We start from the raw sequence: 18,972 nt of genomic DNA, 5'->3' as shown, positions 1-18,972 counted from the left end.
TTTCTTGTGTAGCTTTAGCAAAAAAAATGGAAGCACATATTTGGAAAGGTATTTTTCCCGCATTAACTACTCCTTTTACACAACACGACACATTAGATTTACCCTTATTTAATAATCAAATTCAGGCACAATTAAATGCCGGTGTGCATGGCATTATTATTGGTGGTTCGTTGGGTGAGGCAGCGGTTTTATCATTACAAGAAAAAGAACAGTTATTGCAAACTGCCATAAACACCAATAAAAACAAAGTGCCGGTTTTGTTAAATATAGCTGCCGCCACATTAAAGGAAGCTTTTGAGACGGTAAAAATGGCCGAGGCCAATAACGCCAATGGCTTTATGCTGCTGCCACCTATGCGGTATAAAAGTGATGCAAGAGAAACTACTTATTTTCTGCAATCAGTAGCTGCTGCCACTAATTTGCCAATTATGTTATACAATAATCCGGTTGACTATGGTACAGAATTAACCATTACAATTTTAAATCAATTGGCGAAACATGAAAATATCATTGCCATCAAAGAATCTACCAGAAATGTTACTAACCTAACTGTTTTGAAAAATAATTTCGGGAAGCGTTTTGCATTGTTTTGTGGGGTGGATACTATTGCAGCCGAAAGCATTATAATGGGGGCTGATGGTTGGGTTGCCGGTTTGGTGAATGCTTTTCCCCGTGAAACGGTGGTTTTATATGAATTAATACAACAGAAACGAATTGACGAAGCAATTGCATTGCACAGATGGTTTTTACCCTTATTAGAGTTAGATATTCATACGAAATTGGTGCAATACATTAAATTGGCACAACAGGTTACCGGTTTGGGAACTGCATATGTTCGTTCACCACGCTTAATGCCCGAAGGTGCTGAACTTGAAAATGTTTTAAACTTAATTAAAAAATGTGTAGCCAATCATCCCGGTTTGCCGAATGTGTAACTTTAAATTTGGTAACTTTTAAATTCGGAAATTATGGTAGCAATTGATGAAGTTATGCAAAATGCATATCAAGCATTTCAGTCATATAAACACTACTCTCCTAAACAAAAAGCTGATTTTTTACGCAGCATTGCTTTTGAAATTGAAGCATTAGGCGATACATTATTGCAACAAGCCGCCAATGAAACTAATTTGCCCATTGAACGACTAAAGGGTGAAAGATTCAGAACGACCAATCAACTCCATTTGTTTGCTGATATGCTGTTAGAAGGTAGTTGGGTTGAGGCAGTTATAGATACTGCTATACCTGACAGAACACCACCTAAGCCTGATTTAAGAAGAATGTTATTTCCTATTGGCCCGATTATAGTTTTTGGTGCCAGTAATTTTCCGTTTGCTTATTCAACCGCTGGTGGCGATACTGCAAGTGCTTTAGCTGCCGGTTGCCCGGTAGTGGTAAAAGCACATCCTGCACATGCAGCAACATCGGCCATGGTATTTAGTGCCATACAGAAAGCCATAGCTACCAATAAAATGCCACAGTACATTGTGCAACACGTAACTGACACCTCTTTTGAAGCAGGAAAAAATTTAGTGCAACATCCTTTAACCGCTGGCGTTGGGTTTACCGGTTCATTAAGTGGTGGAAAAGCATTAATGCAATATGCCGCTGAACGCGAAAAGCCCATTCCGGTTTTTGCCGAAATGGGCAGTATAAATCCTGTTGTACTACTGCCTAATGCCATGCATGAAAGGGCTGAAGCCATTGCAAAGGAATATGCCCAATCTATTGTTTTGGGTATGGGGCAATTTTGCACTAATCCGGGTTTAATATTAGGTATTGCGAATGAATATATGCCGGTTTTTTTGCAAACATTAAGTGAACAAATTGAAAAGGCAATGCCTGCACCTATGCTACACAAAGGCATACACGATGCTTACTTTAATAAAATGAAAAATGCATTGGCCCAAAAAGGGGTAAACCTGGTACAGCAAAGCAAGCAACCCATTAATGAAATGGATGCGTTGCCCACTATTGCAACAGTTGAGGCATCAGTTTTTTTAGCCAATCCCTTATTGCGTGAAGAAGTGTTTGGACCTTACTCTTTAATTGTACAATGTGCCGATTTACAAGAGTTATTGAAAGTTTGGAAATCTGTGAGTGGCCAGTTAACCACTTCAATTATTGGGAATAAAATTGATTTTGAAGCGCTACCCGAATTAATTGATATTGCAGCTGATGTTGCCGGACGTTTAGTATTTAATGGTGTTCCTACCGGTGTTGAAGTATGTCCTGCAATGGTACACAGTGGCCCATTTCCTGCTTGTACTGATAGTCGTTTCACAGCTGTAGGCATTCACGCTGTTAAACGATGGGTAAGGCCGGTTGCTTTTCAAAATGCACCTGAGGCCTTGCTTCCTTCTGCATTAAAAAATGAAAATCCATTAAACATTTGGCGCATGGTGAATGCACAATTTACCCAAGCTGCTATATAATGCCACCATATAAATATGAAGAAAACTTTCTTTTGCATTGATGCGCATACTTGCGGCAATCCCGTACGGTTAGTGGCCGGCGGCGGCCCGGTATTGTATGGCAATAATATGAGCGAAAAACGACAATATTTTCTAAAAGAATATGACTGGATTAGAAAAGGACTGATGTTTGAACCCCGTGGGCACGATATGATGAGTGGCAGTATTTTATATCCACCTCATCAACCTGAAAATGATGCTGCCGTTTTGTTTATTGAAACCAGCGGCTGTTTACCCATGTGTGGTCATGGAACAATTGGTACTGTAACTATTGCCATACAAGAAGGATTGATCATACCCAAAAAACCGGGTTCTTTGCGATTAGAAACACCGGCCGGCATTGTGCCTATTTCTTATACAGAGCAGAATAAAAAAGTTACAAGTGTTCAGCTAACCAACGTTCCTGCTTATTTAGCTGCAGAAAATATAGCTGTTTACTGTGAAGGATTGGGAACCCTAAGTGTGGATGTGGCTTATGGTGGCAATTTTTATGCAATAGTTGACCAACAAGAAAATTTTTTGGGGATAGATAATTACAAGGCCGACCAGTTAATTCACTTTGCGCAAATTATTAAAAGGGAAGTAAACAAAGCCATGAATTTTGTGCATCCTGAAAATGAAACCATTCGTGGTTGCAGCCACGTTTTATTTACAGGAAATGTAATGAATGCCACTTCAACCGCAAGAAATGCTGTTGTTTATGGTGAAAAAGCCATTGATAGAAGTCCTTGCGGAACCGGTACCTCTGCCCGCATGGCTCAATGGTACACCAAAGGAAAATTAAAAAAGGGCGATGTTTTTATTCATGAAAGTATTATAGGCTCTATATTCAAAGGAACCATTGCCGAGGAATTGATTTTGGATGGAAAGCCCGCCATTCGACCTGCTATTGAAGGTTGGGCAAAAGTGTATGGCTATAACACCATACAGATTGATACGGATGATGATCCTTATGCATTAGGTTTTCAAGTTTTATAAAAAATTATACATGAAAATTATAGTTATTGGCGGTGGTATTATTGGTTTAAGCAGTGCCTTTTATTTGTATCAATCGGGGCATCAGGTTACCGTTATTGATCAAACTGATATGCTGAATAATTGTTCCTATGGTAATGCAGGTTATGTTTGTCCCAGCCATTTCATTCCTTTAGCCACACCGGGAATAGTACAGCAAGGTTTGCGTTGGATGCTGAAAGATACCAGCCCCTTTTATGTACAACCCCGATTCAGTAAATCATTAATTGATTGGGGCATAAAGTTTATGCGCAGTGCAACACCGGAAAAAGTTGAAAAAGCAGCCATCCCATTGCGTGATATTGCTTTGTTTAGTCAACATATGTATAATGCTTTGGCCGAACAGCCGGGATTTAATTTTGCCTATGAACACAAGGGTTTGTTAGAGATATTTCAAACTGAAAAAGGGGCCGAACATGCTAAGCACACGGTGGAAAAAGCCCATGCATTAGGTTTAACGGATACTCAATTGTTAGATTATAATGCTTTGCAAGCAATGGAACCTCAAACCAAAATAAATGCCTTGGGGGCTATTTTTTTTCAATGCGATGCACATTTATATCCTAACAAATTAATGGCTCAATTGCTGCAGTATTTACAAAATAACGGTGTTGCCTTGTTGCGTAATGAACCTGTAATCGGGTTCAATACCCAACAACAAAAAATTAATGCAGTTATTACTAAAAATAATTTTTATGAGGCTGATGCTGTTGTTTTGGCCGCCGGTTCATGGAGCCGCGAATTAGCGGCACAATTAAAACTATCTATACCACTAATGCCGGGGCGTGGGTATTCCGTTACATTAGAAAATTCACCTTATAAAATTAATCATCCCGCAATTTTGGTGGAAGGAAGGGCTGCATTAACACCAATGGATGGAAATAAAATTCGTTTTGGAGGAACAATGGAAATTACTAGCGTTAAATCGCCACCTAAAATGCAACGTGTTGTTGGTTTATTGCAGGCAGTGCAAAGATTCTTTCCTGAATTTATGGTTCCTGTTCCATCAATAGAACAAGTTTGGTATGGGTTTAGACCTTGCTCAGCAGATGGTTTGCCCTATATCGGCAAGCCAAAACAATGGAATAATTTGGTGGTTGCAACCGGCCACTCTATGTTGGGGTTAAGTTTAGGGGCAGGTACAGGGAAATTGGTGTCTGAGTTGCTAAATGAGCAACAACCTTCTATTTCTTTATCGGCTTTTGATGTTAACCGATTTGAATAAAATATTTTTATTTTGATAATAACATCTATTGTTGCTGCATTTCAGCCATTGCTCTGTGTTGTTAATAAAAATTTTAAGCTTATTTCAATTACTCTATCAATTTGGTAGACTATATTTGCTCTACTAAATTGGTAGACTAATGAGTATTTTATTGAAAATTTACACCCTTAAAACATGCAATTGTTGTTGATTATCAGTTTAATACAATTTAATTAATCACAAACAATTGCAACAATGAATCATACATCAAACGAACAACTACAACAATTACAAAGGCAAATTCAGGGAAAAAATGAATGGGAAGCTTTAGATTTTTTGGCTCAATCATTCCCAAATCAGGTAGTTTTTTCAACCAGTTTTAGTTGGGAAGATCAAATTATTTTGTTTTGGATATATCAGCATCACATTAATATTCAACCTTTTACTTTAGATACCGGACGGTTGTTTCCTGAAACTTATGCTGTGTGGGAGCGAAGTAGGGAAAAATATGGTTTAGAAATAAAGGCATATTACCCTGATGCTTTGCAAATTCAAAATTTTGTTTCCCAAAATGGCCCTAATGCTTTTTATCAATCAGTTGAAAACCGTCAAACCTGTTGCCATATTCGGAAAGTTCAACCGTTACAAAAAGCTTTAGCCAATCAAAAAGTATGGATTACAGGGCTTAGAGCGGAACATTCACAGCATAGACAACAATTGCCCATCTTGGAGTGGGATAGTGCTTATGCAGTTTTTAAGTTTCATCCGCTTTTACATTGGTCAACTGAAGCAGTCAAAAGCTATATTCAAAACCAAAACATACCTTACAATCCGTTACACGATAAAGGTTTTGTGAGCATTGGTTGTGCACCCTGTACCCGTGCCATTCAACCCGGCGAAAATTTTAGAGCAGGAAGATGGTGGTGGGAAGATGCCAATAAAAAGGAATGTGGCTTGCATATACATTCCCAATTAACAACCATTCAATCGTAAATCGATTTAAAGAAAAGTACATGGAAAGATATTTAGATCATTTAGATCAGTTGGAATCAGAAGCTATTCATATTCTAAGGGAAGTTGCCGGTCAGTTCGAAAGGCCTGTTCTACTGTTTAGTGGGGGGAAAGATTCTATTACATTAGTTCATTTGGCTTTGCGTGCATTTAGACCCGGTAATTTTCCCTTTCCTTTATTACACATTGATACCGGCCATAATTTTCCTGAAGCCCTGGCATTTAGAGATCAGTTAGTGCATGAAATTCAGGAACATTTAATTGTTAGGAAAGTAGAAGATACAATGAAAGTTAAAAATTTACCTGAACCTAAGGGTAAATTTGCCAGCAGAAATGCTTTACAAACATTTACCTTACTCGATGCCATTGACGAATTTAAATTTGATGCCTGTATAGGTGGCGCTCGTAGAGATGAAGAAAAAGCAAGAGCCAAAGAAAGAATATTTTCTGTTCGTGATGAATTTGGACAATGGGAACCTAAATTGCAAAGACCCGAATTATGGAATATTTACAATGGTAAAATTCACAAAGGAGAAAATGTTCGTGTATTTCCCATTAGTAATTGGACTGAGTTAGATGTTTGGCATTACATTCAACGCCATCAAATAGAATTGCCCTCTATTTATTTTGCCCACGAACGTGAAGTAATTGAACATGAAGGTCAGTTAGTAGCTGTTTCACCTTATATTAAAATTGATGAAACTGATGTTATTACAAAAAGGCGGGTACGTTATAGAACTGTTGGTGATATGAGTTGTACTGCTGCTGTGGAGTCGAATGCGGATACACTTGAAAAAATTATTAATGAAATTGTAGCTACCAAAACCAGTGAACGTGGTGAAACTCGTATTGATGATAAGGTGTCTGAAGCTGCTATGGAAGACCGCAAGAAAAACGGATATTTTTAAATATTGTAAATAAGTGCATATGGATATTTTACGTTTTATAACTGCCGGAAGTGTTGATGATGGGAAAAGTACCTTAATAGGAAGGTTATTGTATGATAGTAAATCAATCATGATTGATCAATTAACAGCTATACAACAACAAACTAAGCATAAAGCAGTGGGCGAAATTGATTTGGCATTATTAACCGATGGCTTGCGTGCCGAACGTGAGCAAGGTATTACCATTGATGTAGCTTACAAATATTTTTCAACCCCTAAACGAAAATTTATTATAGCCGATGCACCGGGGCATATTCAATATACCCGAAACATGATTACAGGTGCTTCTAACGCTAATTTAATTATTGTATTAATTGATGCACGAAATGGCGTTGTTGAACAAACCAGACGACATTCATTAATTGCTTCTATTTTAAAAATACCGCATGTGGTGGTGGCTGTAAATAAAATGGATATGGTGGGATATGCAGAAGATGTTTTTAATAATATTATGATTGATTATGCCGTTGTGGCAGAAAAGTTAGGGTTAAAAAATGTAACCTACATTCCCATCAGTGCATTGAAGGGCGATAATATTGTAGAAAAATCAACAGCAATGTCATGGTATGATGGAAGTTCGTTGTTGTCATTTTTAGAAAATGTGCCGGTACGCAATGATGTTAACTTATCTGTTACACGTTTTCCGGTTCAATATGTTATACGACCACAAGGGGAAACCTTGCATGATTACCGAGGTTATGCAGGGAAATTGATTAGTGGTATACTAAAAGTTGGAGATGCAGTTAGTGTTTTGCCACAGGGTATTAATACCCATATTGCATCTATTGAACACAATGGAAAAAATGTGGAAGAAGCATTTGCGCCACAAAGCATTATTGTGCATTTGGCTGATGATGTTGATGTAAGTAGAGGAAATGTAATTGTTCCTGTTCAACAACAACCTTTGTCAGATAAAGCGTTTTCCAGCATGATTTGTTGGATGGATACAAAACCTTTGCAAATAGGCAATCGTTACTGGTTACAATTAAATAGCACATTGGTAAAATGTATTGTTACAAATATCAATTATGTGCTAAATGTTGATTCACTTACTAAGCAGGAGCACATAGATAAAATTCAGTTGAATGAAATTGCATCAATAACTTTAAAAACGGCAACGCCATTAGTTTATGATAAATATGAATCATTACCTGTTAATGGTGCAGCAATTTTAATTGATGAGGCAACCAATGTAACAGTAGGGGCTTGTATGATACAATGATAGTATTCGTTAAAAAGTTATAATTTCATTGCGCAACAATGATTTAAAATAATTGTTTATTAGTTATGAACGAATCTACTTTTTTACAAACATTGTATCATCGCAATAAAAAATGTTATCAGGTTTTCCCCGATAAACATGCTACTGAAAGTTTTATTGATGATTTATTTCATTTGTGTTTCGTGCCCAAGAATAATGGCTTAGGTGGTTTAATGGCCATACAACGTGATTATGCTGATTTAAAAGTTCGATTTCAAAGTATTGTAAGTGGTTTTTTGCCCGATGCCAAAGCAATAGATGATATAACCAATCAGTTTTTTGAAAAGATTCCTGAAGTGTACGAAGTGTTGTTAGCGGATGCACAAGCTATTTTAAGTTCTGATCCGGCAGCGCAATCGTTGGAAGAGGTATTGGTTGCTTACCCGGGTTTTTTTGCAACAGCTGTTTATCGCTTTTCCAATGTATTGTGGCACCTGAACCTGCGGTTATTAGCTCGTTTGTTAACTGAAATTGCACACAGTAAAACCGGTATAGATATACACCCGGGTGCTACAATTGGTCATTCTTTTTCTATTGATCATGGTACCGGTGTTGTAATTGGTGAAACTTGTATTCTTGGTAACAATGTTAAATTATATCAAAGTGTAACATTGGGTGCTTTGAGTGTCGATAAAAAAGATGCTACCACCAAAAGGCATCCTACTATTGAAGATAATGTGGTAATCTATTCAGGGGCTACAATTTTAGGCGGTGATACCATTATTGGGCACGACAGTATTATTGGAGGTAATGTTTGGTTAACCTATAGTGTTGAACCATTTTCTGTGGTGTATCATAAAAGTGAAGTAAAGGTTCGTGACAATAATCCATTTCCCGAACCATTAAATTATGTTATTTAATATTTATTATGAAGGCAAATAATATTTTAGGCATTATTGGTAATACACCTCATGTAAGGTTGAATCATATTTTTCCCAATCACCAACAGGTTTGGATGAAGCTGGAACGTGCCAATCCCGGTGGCAGCATTAAAGATAGAATTGCACTTGCCATGATAGAAGATGCTGAGCAAAAAGGATTATTAAAATCCGGCGGTATTATTATTGAGCCTACATCCGGTAATACCGGTATTGGTTTGGCTATGGTTGCAGCCGTTAAAGGTTATAAAGTGATTTTAGTGATGCCTGAAAGCATGAGTGTTGAAAGAAGAAAACTAATGGCGATTTACGGGGCTGAATTTGTGTTAACCCCTCGTGAAAAAGGAATGAAGGGAGCAATTGAAAAGGCCAATGAATTATTAAAGGAAAATAACAATGCCTGGATGCCTCAACAATTTAATAATCCTGCAAACGTAGCTATACATCATCAAGCTACAGCTCAGGAAATATTGAATGATTTTCCTGATGGTGTTGATTATTTAATAACTGGGGTTGGAACCGGTGGTCATATAACCGGTGTTGCCGAAGTATTGAAAAAGCATTGGCCCCAATTACAAGTATTTGCAGTTGAGCCCGAACTTTCACCTGTTTTAAGTGGTGGAAACCCGGGGCCGCATCCCTTACAAGGCTTAGGAGCAGGTTTTATACCTGCCATACTTAAAACCGAATTATTGAATGGAGTAATTAAAGTTAGTAAAGAAGATGCTTTTCATTTTACACAAATGCTGGCACGTAAGGAAGGTATTTTAGCCGGTATTTCAACCGGTGCATCATTGGCCGCAATAGCACAAATTATTTCCAATATTCCTGAAAATAAATTAATACTTACGTTTAATTACGATACAGGTGAGCGTTATCTATCGGTAGATGGCTTGTTTTAATGTGATTTAAATACTAAATTTTTTAAACAATAACTCTACTATTTCAGTAGACTAATAAATAAAAAACCATGGGTAAAGTTGTAATAATTGGAGCAGGGCCGGGTGATCCTGATTTAATTACCATCAAAGCTGTAAAATATTTACAATCAGCTAATGTTGTATTGGTAGATAGGTTAGTGAGTGAAGAAATTTTAAATCAATATGTTTCAAGCTCTGCAATCATTATTTCGGTTGGTAAAGAATGCAGTAAAAAGGTATCTACACCTCAGCATGCCATTAATGATTTAATTGTACACTATGCTGCAAATCATGCTTTGGTTATTCGCTTAAAAGGTGGTGATGTTGCTTTTTTTTCCAATGTTTTAGATGAATTACAGGTGTTGAAGGAAAATAAAATACCATTTGAGATTATTCCCGGAATAACTGCAGCTTCAGCAGCTTCAGCATACGCAGGTATTCCACTCACAGCACGAAACTATGCTTCTGCAGTTCGTTTTTTGACTTTGCATAATGCAAATGAACTTTCAAATAATCAATTCAAAGAATTAGCGGCAACATCTGATACATTGGTTTGGTATATGTCTTCTGCAAATTTGAATCAACTAGTTGAAAGTTTAATTGCTAACGGAATTGATCATAGTAAATGGATTGCCGTTATTGAACAAGCTAGTACACCACTGCAGCGTGTGTTTACAGCACCAATATTGCAATTTTCTGAGAAATTTGGGCACTTAAGCTTTTTATCCCCTTCCTTAGTAATTGTGGGTAAAGTGGCTGAATTGTCAACTGCATTTAGTTGGTTTAAGAGTAGTAATTCTAAAAATGCTTTATACTTTCCTGCATTAAGCCAAACATATAATTTAAATTTTTCACCTTCTTTTTTATTTGATTATGTTAGCAACACCTAAAATGCAAACTGTTCTTAATTTGGTACAAACATCCAGTAAAGAAGAACTGATATGGATTAACGGATATATTGCCGGAATTATTAACGAACAGCAAGCTACTGAAGTCGATAATCAAAAGCCCATCAGGGTTAACAACAAAATAACCATTGTTTACGCTACCGAAACGGGCAACTCAAAACAATTGGCCACTCAATTTGCAAGTATTGCAAAAAAAAATAAACTACCCGTAAAACTTTATTCGGTAGATCAATATGTTTTTAATCAACTTCCAAAGGAAAATATATTAATTGTTGTAATTAGTACACAGGGTGATGGTGAACCGCCTGCGGCTGCAAAAGTTTTTTTCAATTCATTATTTAGTGAAAATATTCAATTGAACAACTTAAGTTATGCTGTTGTGGGTTTGGGCGATAGTAGTTATCCTGAATTTTGTAAGGCAGGTGTTGATGTAGATACCCAGTTAGCTAAATTAGGTGCCAATCGTTTACAGCAGCTATTAAAATGTGATGTAGAATATGAAGCTGTTGCCATGCATTGGTTTCATGAATTGTTGCAGATATTGAAAAATCAACAATCACCCATTCAACAACAATCCCAAAATAACACCATTAGTATAACCGGAAAAAATGAAAAAAAATTTTATGAGGGATATGTAACAAAACAAATATTGCTGAATGATGTGGGTTCAACGCACAATACCTATCATATAGAATTAAGTGTAGCTGATATTGATTATTTGCCTGGAGATTCAATTGGTATTTACCCGGAAAATAACCCTGAAACTGTACAATCAATTGTAGATTGTTTGCAGTTAAATCCCAATTATATTGTAGAATGGCGTGGTGAAAAATTTACGATTGAAAATCTATTGAAGAAAAAAGTAAACATTCACTACTTATCTGAAAAGTGGATTCAAAATTATGCCCAATTTGTTCAATGTGAAATTCCGTTAACTCGCATGGATTTATTGGATTTGTTAAAGATTTATCCCATCAATCCCAAAAATCAATTGAATGAAATTATTCAGTTATTGACCCCACAATTACCCAGGTTATATACCATTGCTTCAGCGCCGAATGTACATGATGATTCTCTTCATTTAACAGTTAATCTTGAAACATTTTTGGTGCAACAAACTATTAAATATGGTGTCGGTTCATCTTATTTAAAAAATTTAGAAGTTGGCAGTCAGTTGTCATTTTTTGTGCAAAAAAACAAAAGGTTTAAACTGCCCGAAAGCCACATACCTGTTATTATGATTGCTCATGGAACAGGTATAGCACCTTTTCGTTCATTTCTTCATCAACGCGATGCCAATGGTGATGAGGGTTTGAATTGGTTGTTTTTTGAAAATCAGAATTTTGTAACAGACTTTTTATATCAAACCGAAATTCAAAATTGGTTAGCACTTGGGCATTTAAACAATTTGCATGTTTGTTTTCAAAAAAACATTTTTCAATCCAGCACTTTAACTGAACAATTAATTAATAATAGCGATGAGTTGTTGCAATTAATTAATAATGGTGCTTACATATATGTAAGTGGTGAAAAAGAATATACCGGTTCAGTAATTGATGATGCTTTATTACAAATTATGGAAAATAAAAATGGGAAAGAGGCAGCTTTGGCAAAGTTGCAACAATTGAAAAAAGAAGGTAGGTATGTAAAAGAAATTTATTAATAGTACAACATGGCTAATATGGAAAATGAAAACAAACTTTCAACAATTGAGAAAATTAAATTGAAAAGTAACGGTTTACGGGGAACCCTTGCTGAAAGCCTGAAAGATAGTTATACAGGTGCAATACGTGAAGATGATCAAGCTTTAATAAAATTTCATGGTATGTATCAGCAGGATGATAGAGACAGGCGAGAGGAACGGGCTGAAAAGAAACTAGAACGATTATATTCATTTATGGTGCGGTTACGTTTAACCGGTGGATTATTATTGCCGCATCAATGGGCAGCTATACATCATGTTGCAGGTAAATATAGTACTGAAGTAATTAAAATAACCAGTCGTCAAACCTTACAATTGCATGGCATTATCAAAGCTGATATTAAGCCTACTTTAAAAAGTTTCCATCAGGCTGAATTAACTACTATTGCAACTTGTGGTGATATTAATAGAAATGTTTTATGTTCAGCACATCCTGCATATTCGGTATTGCATGAACAAGTTTTTGATGTAGCAAAAAAAATTACAGAAAAATTATTGCCAAAAACTCATGGCTATGCCGAAATATGGTTAGATGAAGAACGTTTAGGCAATCCCGAGTTAGAAAAAGATGAATTATATGAGAATCGTTATTTGCCAAGGAAATTTAAAATTGCCATTGCCATACCACCACATAATGATGTGGATGTTTTTGCTAATGATATTGGGTTAATTGCAATTGAAGAAGATAATCGATTAGTGGGATTTAATGTTGCCATTGGTGGCGGCCTTGCATCTACACATGGCAACCCGGATACTTATCCCAGATTAGCAACGGAGATTGGCTTTGTGCAAGGTGAAGAAAATCTTATAAACGTGGTTTATGCCATTGCTGCTATTCAACGCGATTATGGAAACAGAGCCGACAGAAAATTCGCCAGATTAAAATATACCGTAGATAAATACGGTATTGATTGGTTTAAACAAGAAATTGAAAAGCGAAGTGGTTATCCATTTCTGCCATTAAAACCTTATCAGTTATTGGAACGGGCCGATATAATTGGTTGGCATCAAAACCATGAAGGGAAATGGTATTATACGGTATTTGTAGAAAATGGAAGAGTACTTGATACCGACACAGCTCAGTTAAAAACAGCTTTATATGAAATTGCAACTAAAAAATTAGCAAACTTTCGGTTTACTTGTAATCAAAATTTGATTCTCAGTGATATATTACCAGTCAATAAACCTGCCGTTGAATCTGTTTTAGTACAATATGGAATCATTCAAGCAAATGCATTGTTTTCAGCAATTCGACAGCGTTCAATGGCTTGTGTAGCATTACCTACTTGTCCATTAGCCTTAGCTGAAGCCCAGCGCTATTTCCCTTCTTTAATTTCCAAAATTGAGTTATTGTTAGCTAACCATCATTTGGAAAACGAGCCTATTATTATTCGAATGACAGGTTGCCCCAATGGATGTGCTCGTTCTTATGCAGCCGAAATTGGTTTAATTGGAACAGCTATTGGAAAGTATAATTTGTATTTAGGTGGTGATTATGCCGGATTTCGATTGAATAAACTTTACAAAGAAAGTTTAGATGAAACAGCCATTTTGCAGGAGTTAGATGCATGCTTTAAAGCATTTTCGCAATTTCGAAAAAGGGGACAATCCTTTGGCGATTTTTCGAATGAATATTTTTTTAAATCATAAATTCATTTTTTTTGATTAAAAGATTAATATATACCATTTCTTTTTCGGGCTGCTATTACTTTGCAACGGCACAGGTGCAAACAACAACCACTATGGCTGCTTGGGGCGGTTATTTTTTTACTGCGCCGGTATCATCCAAATGGTCGTTGGTAGGCGATGCACAAGTTCGATCTAAAAATGGCTTTTCACAACTTTCCCAATTTTTAATAAGAGCAGGTGTTGCATACAATGTTCGCCCTAATTGGTCAATTATTGTAGGTACAGCCAATTTTCAATCCACTGGTAAAGTTTTTAATGAAGCTATTTTATTGAATGAATTTCGCTTATGGCAAGAAAATGCTTTGCAATTGGATTTATCACCTTTTAGTTTATTTTTTCGAACCAGAATGGAGCAAAGGTGGTTACAGCGACCTGTAACAGATAGTACAGTAGGCATAAACTATATCAATCGTTTACGTAATAAAGTAAGTATTACTTATCCTTTATCTTCTACACTTATGGCAGAAATGGGAACCGAAGTGATGGTTGTGTCACATCAATCGAATATGATGGATTTACTGAGAGCTTTCGGGGGAATGTATGTTTCCCTAAATAATAATGTTCGTTGCCAAATTCAATATTTATATCAATGCCAGTACAAAGTGGATGCTTTGGCACATTATCGTGATAATCAACACATAATTCGTATTAATATTTTACAAGATTTTTCCAGAAGATGATTGATAATACAAAGACATATCAAAAGCAGGCATTGGCTCATACCATTGAGCAAAATAATTTATTTCCTGTTTTTATAAAATTGGAAACCTTACGAGTGTTAATTATTGGCGGCGGAAATGTTGCTTTAGAAAAGTTAAGAAGCATATTGCAAAATGCACTCGGTAGTCAAATTACAATGGTAGCTATTCAATTTCATGCTGAAATTATTGAACTTCAACAACAATACAATAATATAACAATTATTTCTACTGCATATACGCCTTCTTTTCTGCAAAACCAACAATTGGTATTTGTTGCCGTTAATAACATTGCTTTAGCTTCGCGTATTTTTGATGATGCACATGCTTGTAATCTATTGGTGAATGTAGCCGATACGCCTGATTTATGTGATTTTTATTTAGGCGCAATTGTGCAAAAAGGCAATCTAAAAATTGCTATATCTACAAACGGTAAATCGCCAACAATAGCAAAGCGTTTAAAAGAGTTATTAATTGAAACAATTCCAAATGACGTAGATGCATTGTTGTATAATATGCACCATATTCGCCAACGCCTCAATGGTGATTTCAGATTAAAAGTTCAACAACTTAATTCATTAACACAATCTTTAGTTTCTAATAATATTTCACCCAATAAGTTGTTCCAAACCAAAGAAAAAAAATGGCAACAGATTGTAAAATGGTGTTTGTTGGCTTTTGTATTTATGATTTTAGGCCATACATTATTATCGTTGTTGCCTTCCTTCAGTTGGAAATCGGGCATTTTAAAGTTGATAGATTTAATGGATTGGAAAGTTTTTTTGATGATGCTATTAACAGGATTTATTGCACAACTCGTAGATGGTTCTTTAGGAATGGGTTATGGCACAATTTCAACTACGTTTCTTTTAGCTAATGGGGTTAATCCTGCTATTGTTAGTAGTCGCGTACATGCAGCCCGTGTATTTTCAAGTGGTGTTTCAGGTTACCAACATCATCGTTTTGGGAACATTAACAAGAAGCTATTTAAAAATTTGGTTATTACCGGCACAATAGGAGCTGTGTTAGGTGCAACTTTGGCGTGCTTGTTACAAGCTTATGCTTTTTATATTAAAATTCCATTATCTATTTATACTTTATTTTTAGGTTATCATATTATACGCAAAGCATTTTCCAAAAAAATGGTTGGTTCTAAAGTTAAACGGGCTGGATGGTTGGCAGGTTTTGGAGGTTTTACCGATGCATTTGCCGGCGGTGGTTGGGGTACTTTAGTTACAAGTACTTTGATTGCAAAACGCAAGAATCCTCGTTATGTTATTGGTTCGGTGTGTTTAGCAGAGTTTTTTATTGTTTTTGCAAGTGCTATTACTTTTTTTATTGTACTGAAACATATTCCACTTTTCGATGTTGCCGGATTGATTATTGGCGGAGTAATTGCTGCGCCCATTGCTGCTAAGTTGGTGGGTAAATTGCCCATTAAGAAAATGTACATTGCTGTAGGAATTTTGGTTATGACTACTAGTTTAATTACGCTTTGGAAAGTGATAAATCAATTTTTTATGAATTAAAATTTTTTAATTCTAAAAAAATAAAAGATAAAAATATCTTTTATTAATTTTTTTCTCTACTTTTGTTCTCTCAAAGTAATAATATGTTTTCAAAAACATGTGAATATGCAATACGTGCAATTCTGTTTATAGCTCAAAAATCGAAGCAAGGAGTTAAGGTAAGTATAAAGGATGTTGCAAAAGGAATTGACTCACCTGAATTTTTTCTTGGTAAAATTTTACAAGAATTAAGTAGAAAGGGAATAGTAAAATCATTAAAGGGACCTACAGGTGGATTTTATTTAGACGATGAAAGTATGCAATACTCTTTAGCGGATGTTGTCATAGCCATTGACGGGGATAAGATTTTTAATGGTTGTGGGTTGGGTTTAAAACAATGCTCAGAGAAGCAACCTTGCCCCATTCATAAAGAGTTTAAGAAAATACGTTCAGATATTTTTAAGTTACTTGAAAACTCAAAATTGGGTGAGTTTAATGATTTATTAGATAAAAGATTAGCAGTTTTGAAAAGATAATTTTTTTTGATTTAATAAAAGATAAAAACATCTTAATATCTTAATTATGATAAAGTCTATTAAATTTTCTGTGGTTGTATGTTTCGTATGCTTAGTAGTATTTCCTTTTTCGCATTTGTATGCACAAAGCAGTCTGCCAAGTTCATTTAGCTTTCAATCTTTAACAGGAATTATGTTAATCATTATTACTCTACTAATACTGGTGTTGGTTGCAGCCATTGTGCTGCTATTAAAGGTGAAGGAGATGAATAAAGCACAATTTGACATTGAAAAGAAAAATATTACTCAAAACATCAGCCATTATATACAACAATTTACCAAAGAACAAATCGATCAATATTTTGAATGGAAGCAAAAAAAAGTTACAAAGCAGCATACCTATGGCAATAGGCATACTACTAAAATATTATTGTTGTTGATGAGTGTATTTTCCATTCAATCTTTACTGGCGCAACCAACACAAACTGTAACAGGTGAGGCCGGTATTATTATTACAACTATTCTCATTTTAACCCCTATTCTTTTGGGTATAATTATTATGATTGTAAAAGTAATGAGTGTATTACAAAAGTATAGAGATAATTTAAAATTTAAAGAAGCAGAAAAATTAGCCGATTTTTTAGAAAAAAATGAGGATACTGAATTAGCTGATGTTTTAAATCAAAGGAAAGTTGCTTTAAGTTTTTCATTGCAAAATAATGAATTATCAGGCAATGCATTACCGTTAGATGAAAGAGGATTAATTCAAAATAGTACAATTCAAGGGGAATTACCTATTGCCGCAACAAAAAAACGCGCATTGAAGCGCCCCAATATTGATCCTGCTTTATCAAAATTAGTATTATGGTATATTGGCTGTGCAGCCTTTTGGTTAATCTTCGGTACTTCTATTGGTGAGTATCTTGGTATTAAATTCGTTGCACCTGATGCAGACCATGTTAGTTGGTTGAGTTTTGGAAGATTAAGACCGGTACATACGAATGCAGTTTTTTGGGGATGGGCTTCATTGGGTATGTTGGGTTTGGGTTACTATATTGTTCCTAAAGTTAGTAATGCGCCATTGGCTAGTTTAAAAAAAGGATGGTATAGTTTGTACTTAATCAATGCAGCTGTTATTCTTGGAACTCTTTGTTTAATGGCAGGTATTAATAATGCCGGAGGTGAATATAGAGAATACATTTGGCCGGTTATGTTGTTATTTGGTATTGGCCTTGTTTTAACACTAATCAATTTTTTACAAACCATTGCTAAAAGAACAACCAAGGAAATTTATATTTCCAATTGGTACATTGTTTCTGCCATAATGTTTGGATTAATCATTGCATTGGTTGCGTATCTTCCTTTTTGGCAAGATGCATTAGGGGAAACCATCATACAAGGTTATTATATGCATCAGGGTGTGGGTATGTGGTTTATGCTGTTTACTTTAGGTATTGTTTATTATTTTTTGCCACAACAACTAAATCATCCAATATATTCCTATAGCTTAGGTATTTTAGCTTTCTGGACCCAAATTTTATTTTACACATTAATTGGCACGCACCATTTTGTGTTCAGTGCTATACCTTGGTGGTTGCAAACTGTTGCAATTGTTGGAAGTGCCGGAATGGCTATTCCTGTAATTGCAGGTACTACTAACTTTTTAATGACCTTTAAAGGTGCATGGTACAAAGTTGCTGATAGTTACACGCTTCCATTTTTTTTGGTAGGTATTATTTTTTATTTCTCAGGTTCCATGCAAGGAACGGCAGAGGCTTTCCGTTCTTCAAATCTAATATGGCATTTTACTGATTTTACTGTGGCACATTCACACCTAACAATGTATGGAATCATATCATTTTTTCTTTGGGCAGCTATTTATGCTGTTGTACCCAGACTAACAGGAAAAGAAGCACCACAGCTTACAATTGGTGCACATTTTTGGTTTGCTTTAATTGGGTTATTGTTTTATACGATACCATTAATGATTGGCGCAACTTTTAAAGGAAATATGTGGTTAGAAGGAAAACCTTTTATTGAATCGGTAGTAATGATGGCGCCCTATTGGTTATGGCGCGCTATCGGTGGTAGTTTAATGTGGTTTTCACATTTGTTGTTCGGGTATAATGTTTATAAAATGTTAGTTGATACGAGTAATATTTCTGTTACTGATTTAGCAATTGAAAAACTAAAACTTGGAAATGCCAATACCACTGAAACAAACACTATTATTTAACTATTCATTT

At 35.6% G+C, this 18,972-nt stretch carries 16 protein-coding genes; all 16 read left to right on the top strand.

From position 1 onward, the window contains the following. The first annotated feature begins 26 nt into the window (after positions 1–26). The 16 genes from LX80_RS02435 to LX80_RS02360 all read left to right on the top strand — a co-directional run bounded on the left by LX80_RS02435 (position 27) and on the right by LX80_RS02360 (position 18,962). On the top strand, positions 27–935 hold the full coding sequence (locus LX80_RS02435) for a dihydrodipicolinate synthase family protein (protein ID WP_111293426.1): 909 nt from the start codon (positions 27–29) through the stop codon (positions 933–935). A 33-nt stretch (positions 936–968) separates the two neighbouring features. After that, positions 969–2,432, top strand: coding sequence for an aldehyde dehydrogenase (NADP(+)) (locus LX80_RS02430; RefSeq protein WP_111293425.1), 1,464 nt, complete (start codon positions 969–971; stop codon positions 2,430–2,432). Positions 2,433–2,447: 15 nt separating this feature from the next. Beyond that, the gene (locus LX80_RS02425; protein ID WP_111293424.1) at positions 2,448–3,449 is read left to right on the top strand and encodes a 4-hydroxyproline epimerase; all 1,002 of its coding nucleotides are present in this window, start codon (positions 2,448–2,450) and stop codon (positions 3,447–3,449) included. 10 nt (positions 3,450–3,459) lie between these two features. Then, a complete protein-coding gene (locus tag LX80_RS02420) occupies positions 3,460–4,710 on the top strand; it encodes an NAD(P)/FAD-dependent oxidoreductase (RefSeq protein ID WP_111293423.1) in 1,251 nt (416 codons plus the stop codon). 234 nt (positions 4,711–4,944) lie between these two features. Then, positions 4,945–5,682, top strand: a complete 738-nt coding sequence (locus LX80_RS02415; RefSeq protein WP_111293422.1) for a phosphoadenylyl-sulfate reductase — start codon at positions 4,945–4,947, stop codon at positions 5,680–5,682. Positions 5,683–5,702: 20 nt separating this feature from the next. Further along, positions 5,703–6,608, top strand: a complete 906-nt coding sequence (cysD, locus tag LX80_RS02410) for a sulfate adenylyltransferase subunit CysD (RefSeq protein ID WP_111293421.1) — start codon at positions 5,703–5,705, stop codon at positions 6,606–6,608. Between the two features lie 19 nt (positions 6,609–6,627). Next, positions 6,628–7,869 (top strand): sulfate adenylyltransferase subunit 1, encoded by a 1,242-nt coding sequence (locus LX80_RS02405; RefSeq protein ID WP_111293420.1) that lies wholly within the window; start codon positions 6,628–6,630, stop codon positions 7,867–7,869. A gap of 65 nt (positions 7,870–7,934) precedes the next feature. Beyond that, positions 7,935–8,768, top strand: coding sequence for a serine O-acetyltransferase (locus tag LX80_RS02400; protein ID WP_111293419.1), 834 nt, complete (start codon positions 7,935–7,937; stop codon positions 8,766–8,768). 8 nt (positions 8,769–8,776) lie between these two features. Continuing rightward, on the top strand, positions 8,777–9,688 hold the full coding sequence (gene cysK / locus LX80_RS02395; RefSeq protein ID WP_111293418.1) for a cysteine synthase A: 912 nt from the start codon (positions 8,777–8,779) through the stop codon (positions 9,686–9,688). Between the two features lie 68 nt (positions 9,689–9,756). Further along, positions 9,757–10,596 carry a uroporphyrinogen-III C-methyltransferase gene (gene cobA / locus LX80_RS02390; RefSeq protein WP_111293417.1) on the top strand — a complete coding sequence of 280 codons (840 nt, stop codon included), beginning with the start codon at positions 9,757–9,759 and terminating at the stop codon, positions 10,594–10,596. Position 10,597: 1 nt separating this feature from the next. Further along, positions 10,598–12,277: a diflavin oxidoreductase gene (locus tag LX80_RS02385; protein ID WP_170120355.1), complete on the top strand. Its 1,680-nt coding sequence runs from the start codon at positions 10,598–10,600 to the stop codon at positions 12,275–12,277. A gap of 18 nt (positions 12,278–12,295) precedes the next feature. Beyond that, positions 12,296–13,966 (top strand): NADPH-dependent assimilatory sulfite reductase hemoprotein subunit, encoded by a 1,671-nt coding sequence (locus LX80_RS02380; RefSeq protein WP_111293556.1) that lies wholly within the window; start codon positions 12,296–12,298, stop codon positions 13,964–13,966. 11 nt (positions 13,967–13,977) lie between these two features. Further along, positions 13,978–14,685 carry a DUF2490 domain-containing protein gene (locus LX80_RS02375; protein WP_111293415.1) on the top strand — a complete coding sequence of 236 codons (708 nt, stop codon included), beginning with the start codon at positions 13,978–13,980 and terminating at the stop codon, positions 14,683–14,685. Continuing rightward, complete coding sequence (locus LX80_RS02370) at positions 14,682–16,232, top strand: TSUP family transporter (protein ID WP_111293414.1); 1,551 nt, start codon at positions 14,682–14,684, stop codon at positions 16,230–16,232. Before LX80_RS02375 ends, LX80_RS02370 begins: the two co-directional genes overlap by 4 nt. An 83-nt stretch (positions 16,233–16,315) precedes the next feature. Then, the gene (locus tag LX80_RS02365) at positions 16,316–16,747 is read left to right on the top strand and encodes an RrF2 family transcriptional regulator (RefSeq protein WP_111293413.1); all 432 of its coding nucleotides are present in this window, start codon (positions 16,316–16,318) and stop codon (positions 16,745–16,747) included. A gap of 46 nt (positions 16,748–16,793) precedes the next feature. Beyond that, a complete protein-coding gene (locus LX80_RS02360; RefSeq protein ID WP_211307676.1) occupies positions 16,794–18,962 on the top strand; it encodes a cbb3-type cytochrome c oxidase subunit I in 2,169 nt (722 codons plus the stop codon). Positions 18,963–18,972 lie beyond the last annotated feature (10 nt).

It is taken from the genome of Hydrotalea sandarakina, assembly GCF_003254115.1.
Classification (GTDB): Bacteria; Bacteroidota; Bacteroidia; order Chitinophagales; family Chitinophagaceae; genus Hydrotalea; species Hydrotalea sandarakina.
The sequence above is the reverse complement of the archived record's forward strand: the minus strand, read 5'-3'. Positions and strand labels throughout refer to the sequence as shown.

What these genes read in the sequence shown, in the direction of transcription:
- LX80_RS02435 (WP_111293426.1), top strand. Translation starts at nt 27, where the DNA reads ATGGAAGCACATATTTGGAAAGGTATTTTTCCCGCATTAACTACTCCT.
- LX80_RS02430 (WP_111293425.1), top strand. Translation starts at nt 969, where the DNA reads ATGGTAGCAATTGATGAAGTTATGCAAAATGCATATCAAGCATTTCAG.
- LX80_RS02425 (WP_111293424.1), top strand. Translation starts at nt 2,448, where the DNA reads ATGAAGAAAACTTTCTTTTGCATTGATGCGCATACTTGCGGCAATCCC.
- LX80_RS02420 (WP_111293423.1), top strand. Translation starts at nt 3,460, where the DNA reads ATGAAAATTATAGTTATTGGCGGTGGTATTATTGGTTTAAGCAGTGCC.
- LX80_RS02415 (WP_111293422.1), top strand. Translation starts at nt 4,945, where the DNA reads ATGAATCATACATCAAACGAACAACTACAACAATTACAAAGGCAAATT.
- cysD (WP_111293421.1), top strand. Translation starts at nt 5,703, where the DNA reads ATGGAAAGATATTTAGATCATTTAGATCAGTTGGAATCAGAAGCTATT.
- LX80_RS02405 (WP_111293420.1), top strand. Translation starts at nt 6,628, where the DNA reads ATGGATATTTTACGTTTTATAACTGCCGGAAGTGTTGATGATGGGAAA.
- LX80_RS02400 (WP_111293419.1), top strand. Translation starts at nt 7,935, where the DNA reads ATGAACGAATCTACTTTTTTACAAACATTGTATCATCGCAATAAAAAA.
- cysK (WP_111293418.1), top strand. Translation starts at nt 8,777, where the DNA reads ATGAAGGCAAATAATATTTTAGGCATTATTGGTAATACACCTCATGTA.
- cobA (WP_111293417.1), top strand. Translation starts at nt 9,757, where the DNA reads ATGGGTAAAGTTGTAATAATTGGAGCAGGGCCGGGTGATCCTGATTTA.
- LX80_RS02385 (WP_170120355.1), top strand. Translation starts at nt 10,598, where the DNA reads ATGCAAACTGTTCTTAATTTGGTACAAACATCCAGTAAAGAAGAACTG.
- LX80_RS02380 (WP_111293556.1), top strand. Translation starts at nt 12,296, where the DNA reads ATGGAAAATGAAAACAAACTTTCAACAATTGAGAAAATTAAATTGAAA.
- LX80_RS02370 (WP_111293414.1), top strand. Translation starts at nt 14,682, where the DNA reads ATGATTGATAATACAAAGACATATCAAAAGCAGGCATTGGCTCATACC.
- LX80_RS02365 (WP_111293413.1), top strand. Translation starts at nt 16,316, where the DNA reads ATGTTTTCAAAAACATGTGAATATGCAATACGTGCAATTCTGTTTATA.
- LX80_RS02360 (WP_211307676.1), top strand. Translation starts at nt 16,794, where the DNA reads ATGATAAAGTCTATTAAATTTTCTGTGGTTGTATGTTTCGTATGCTTA.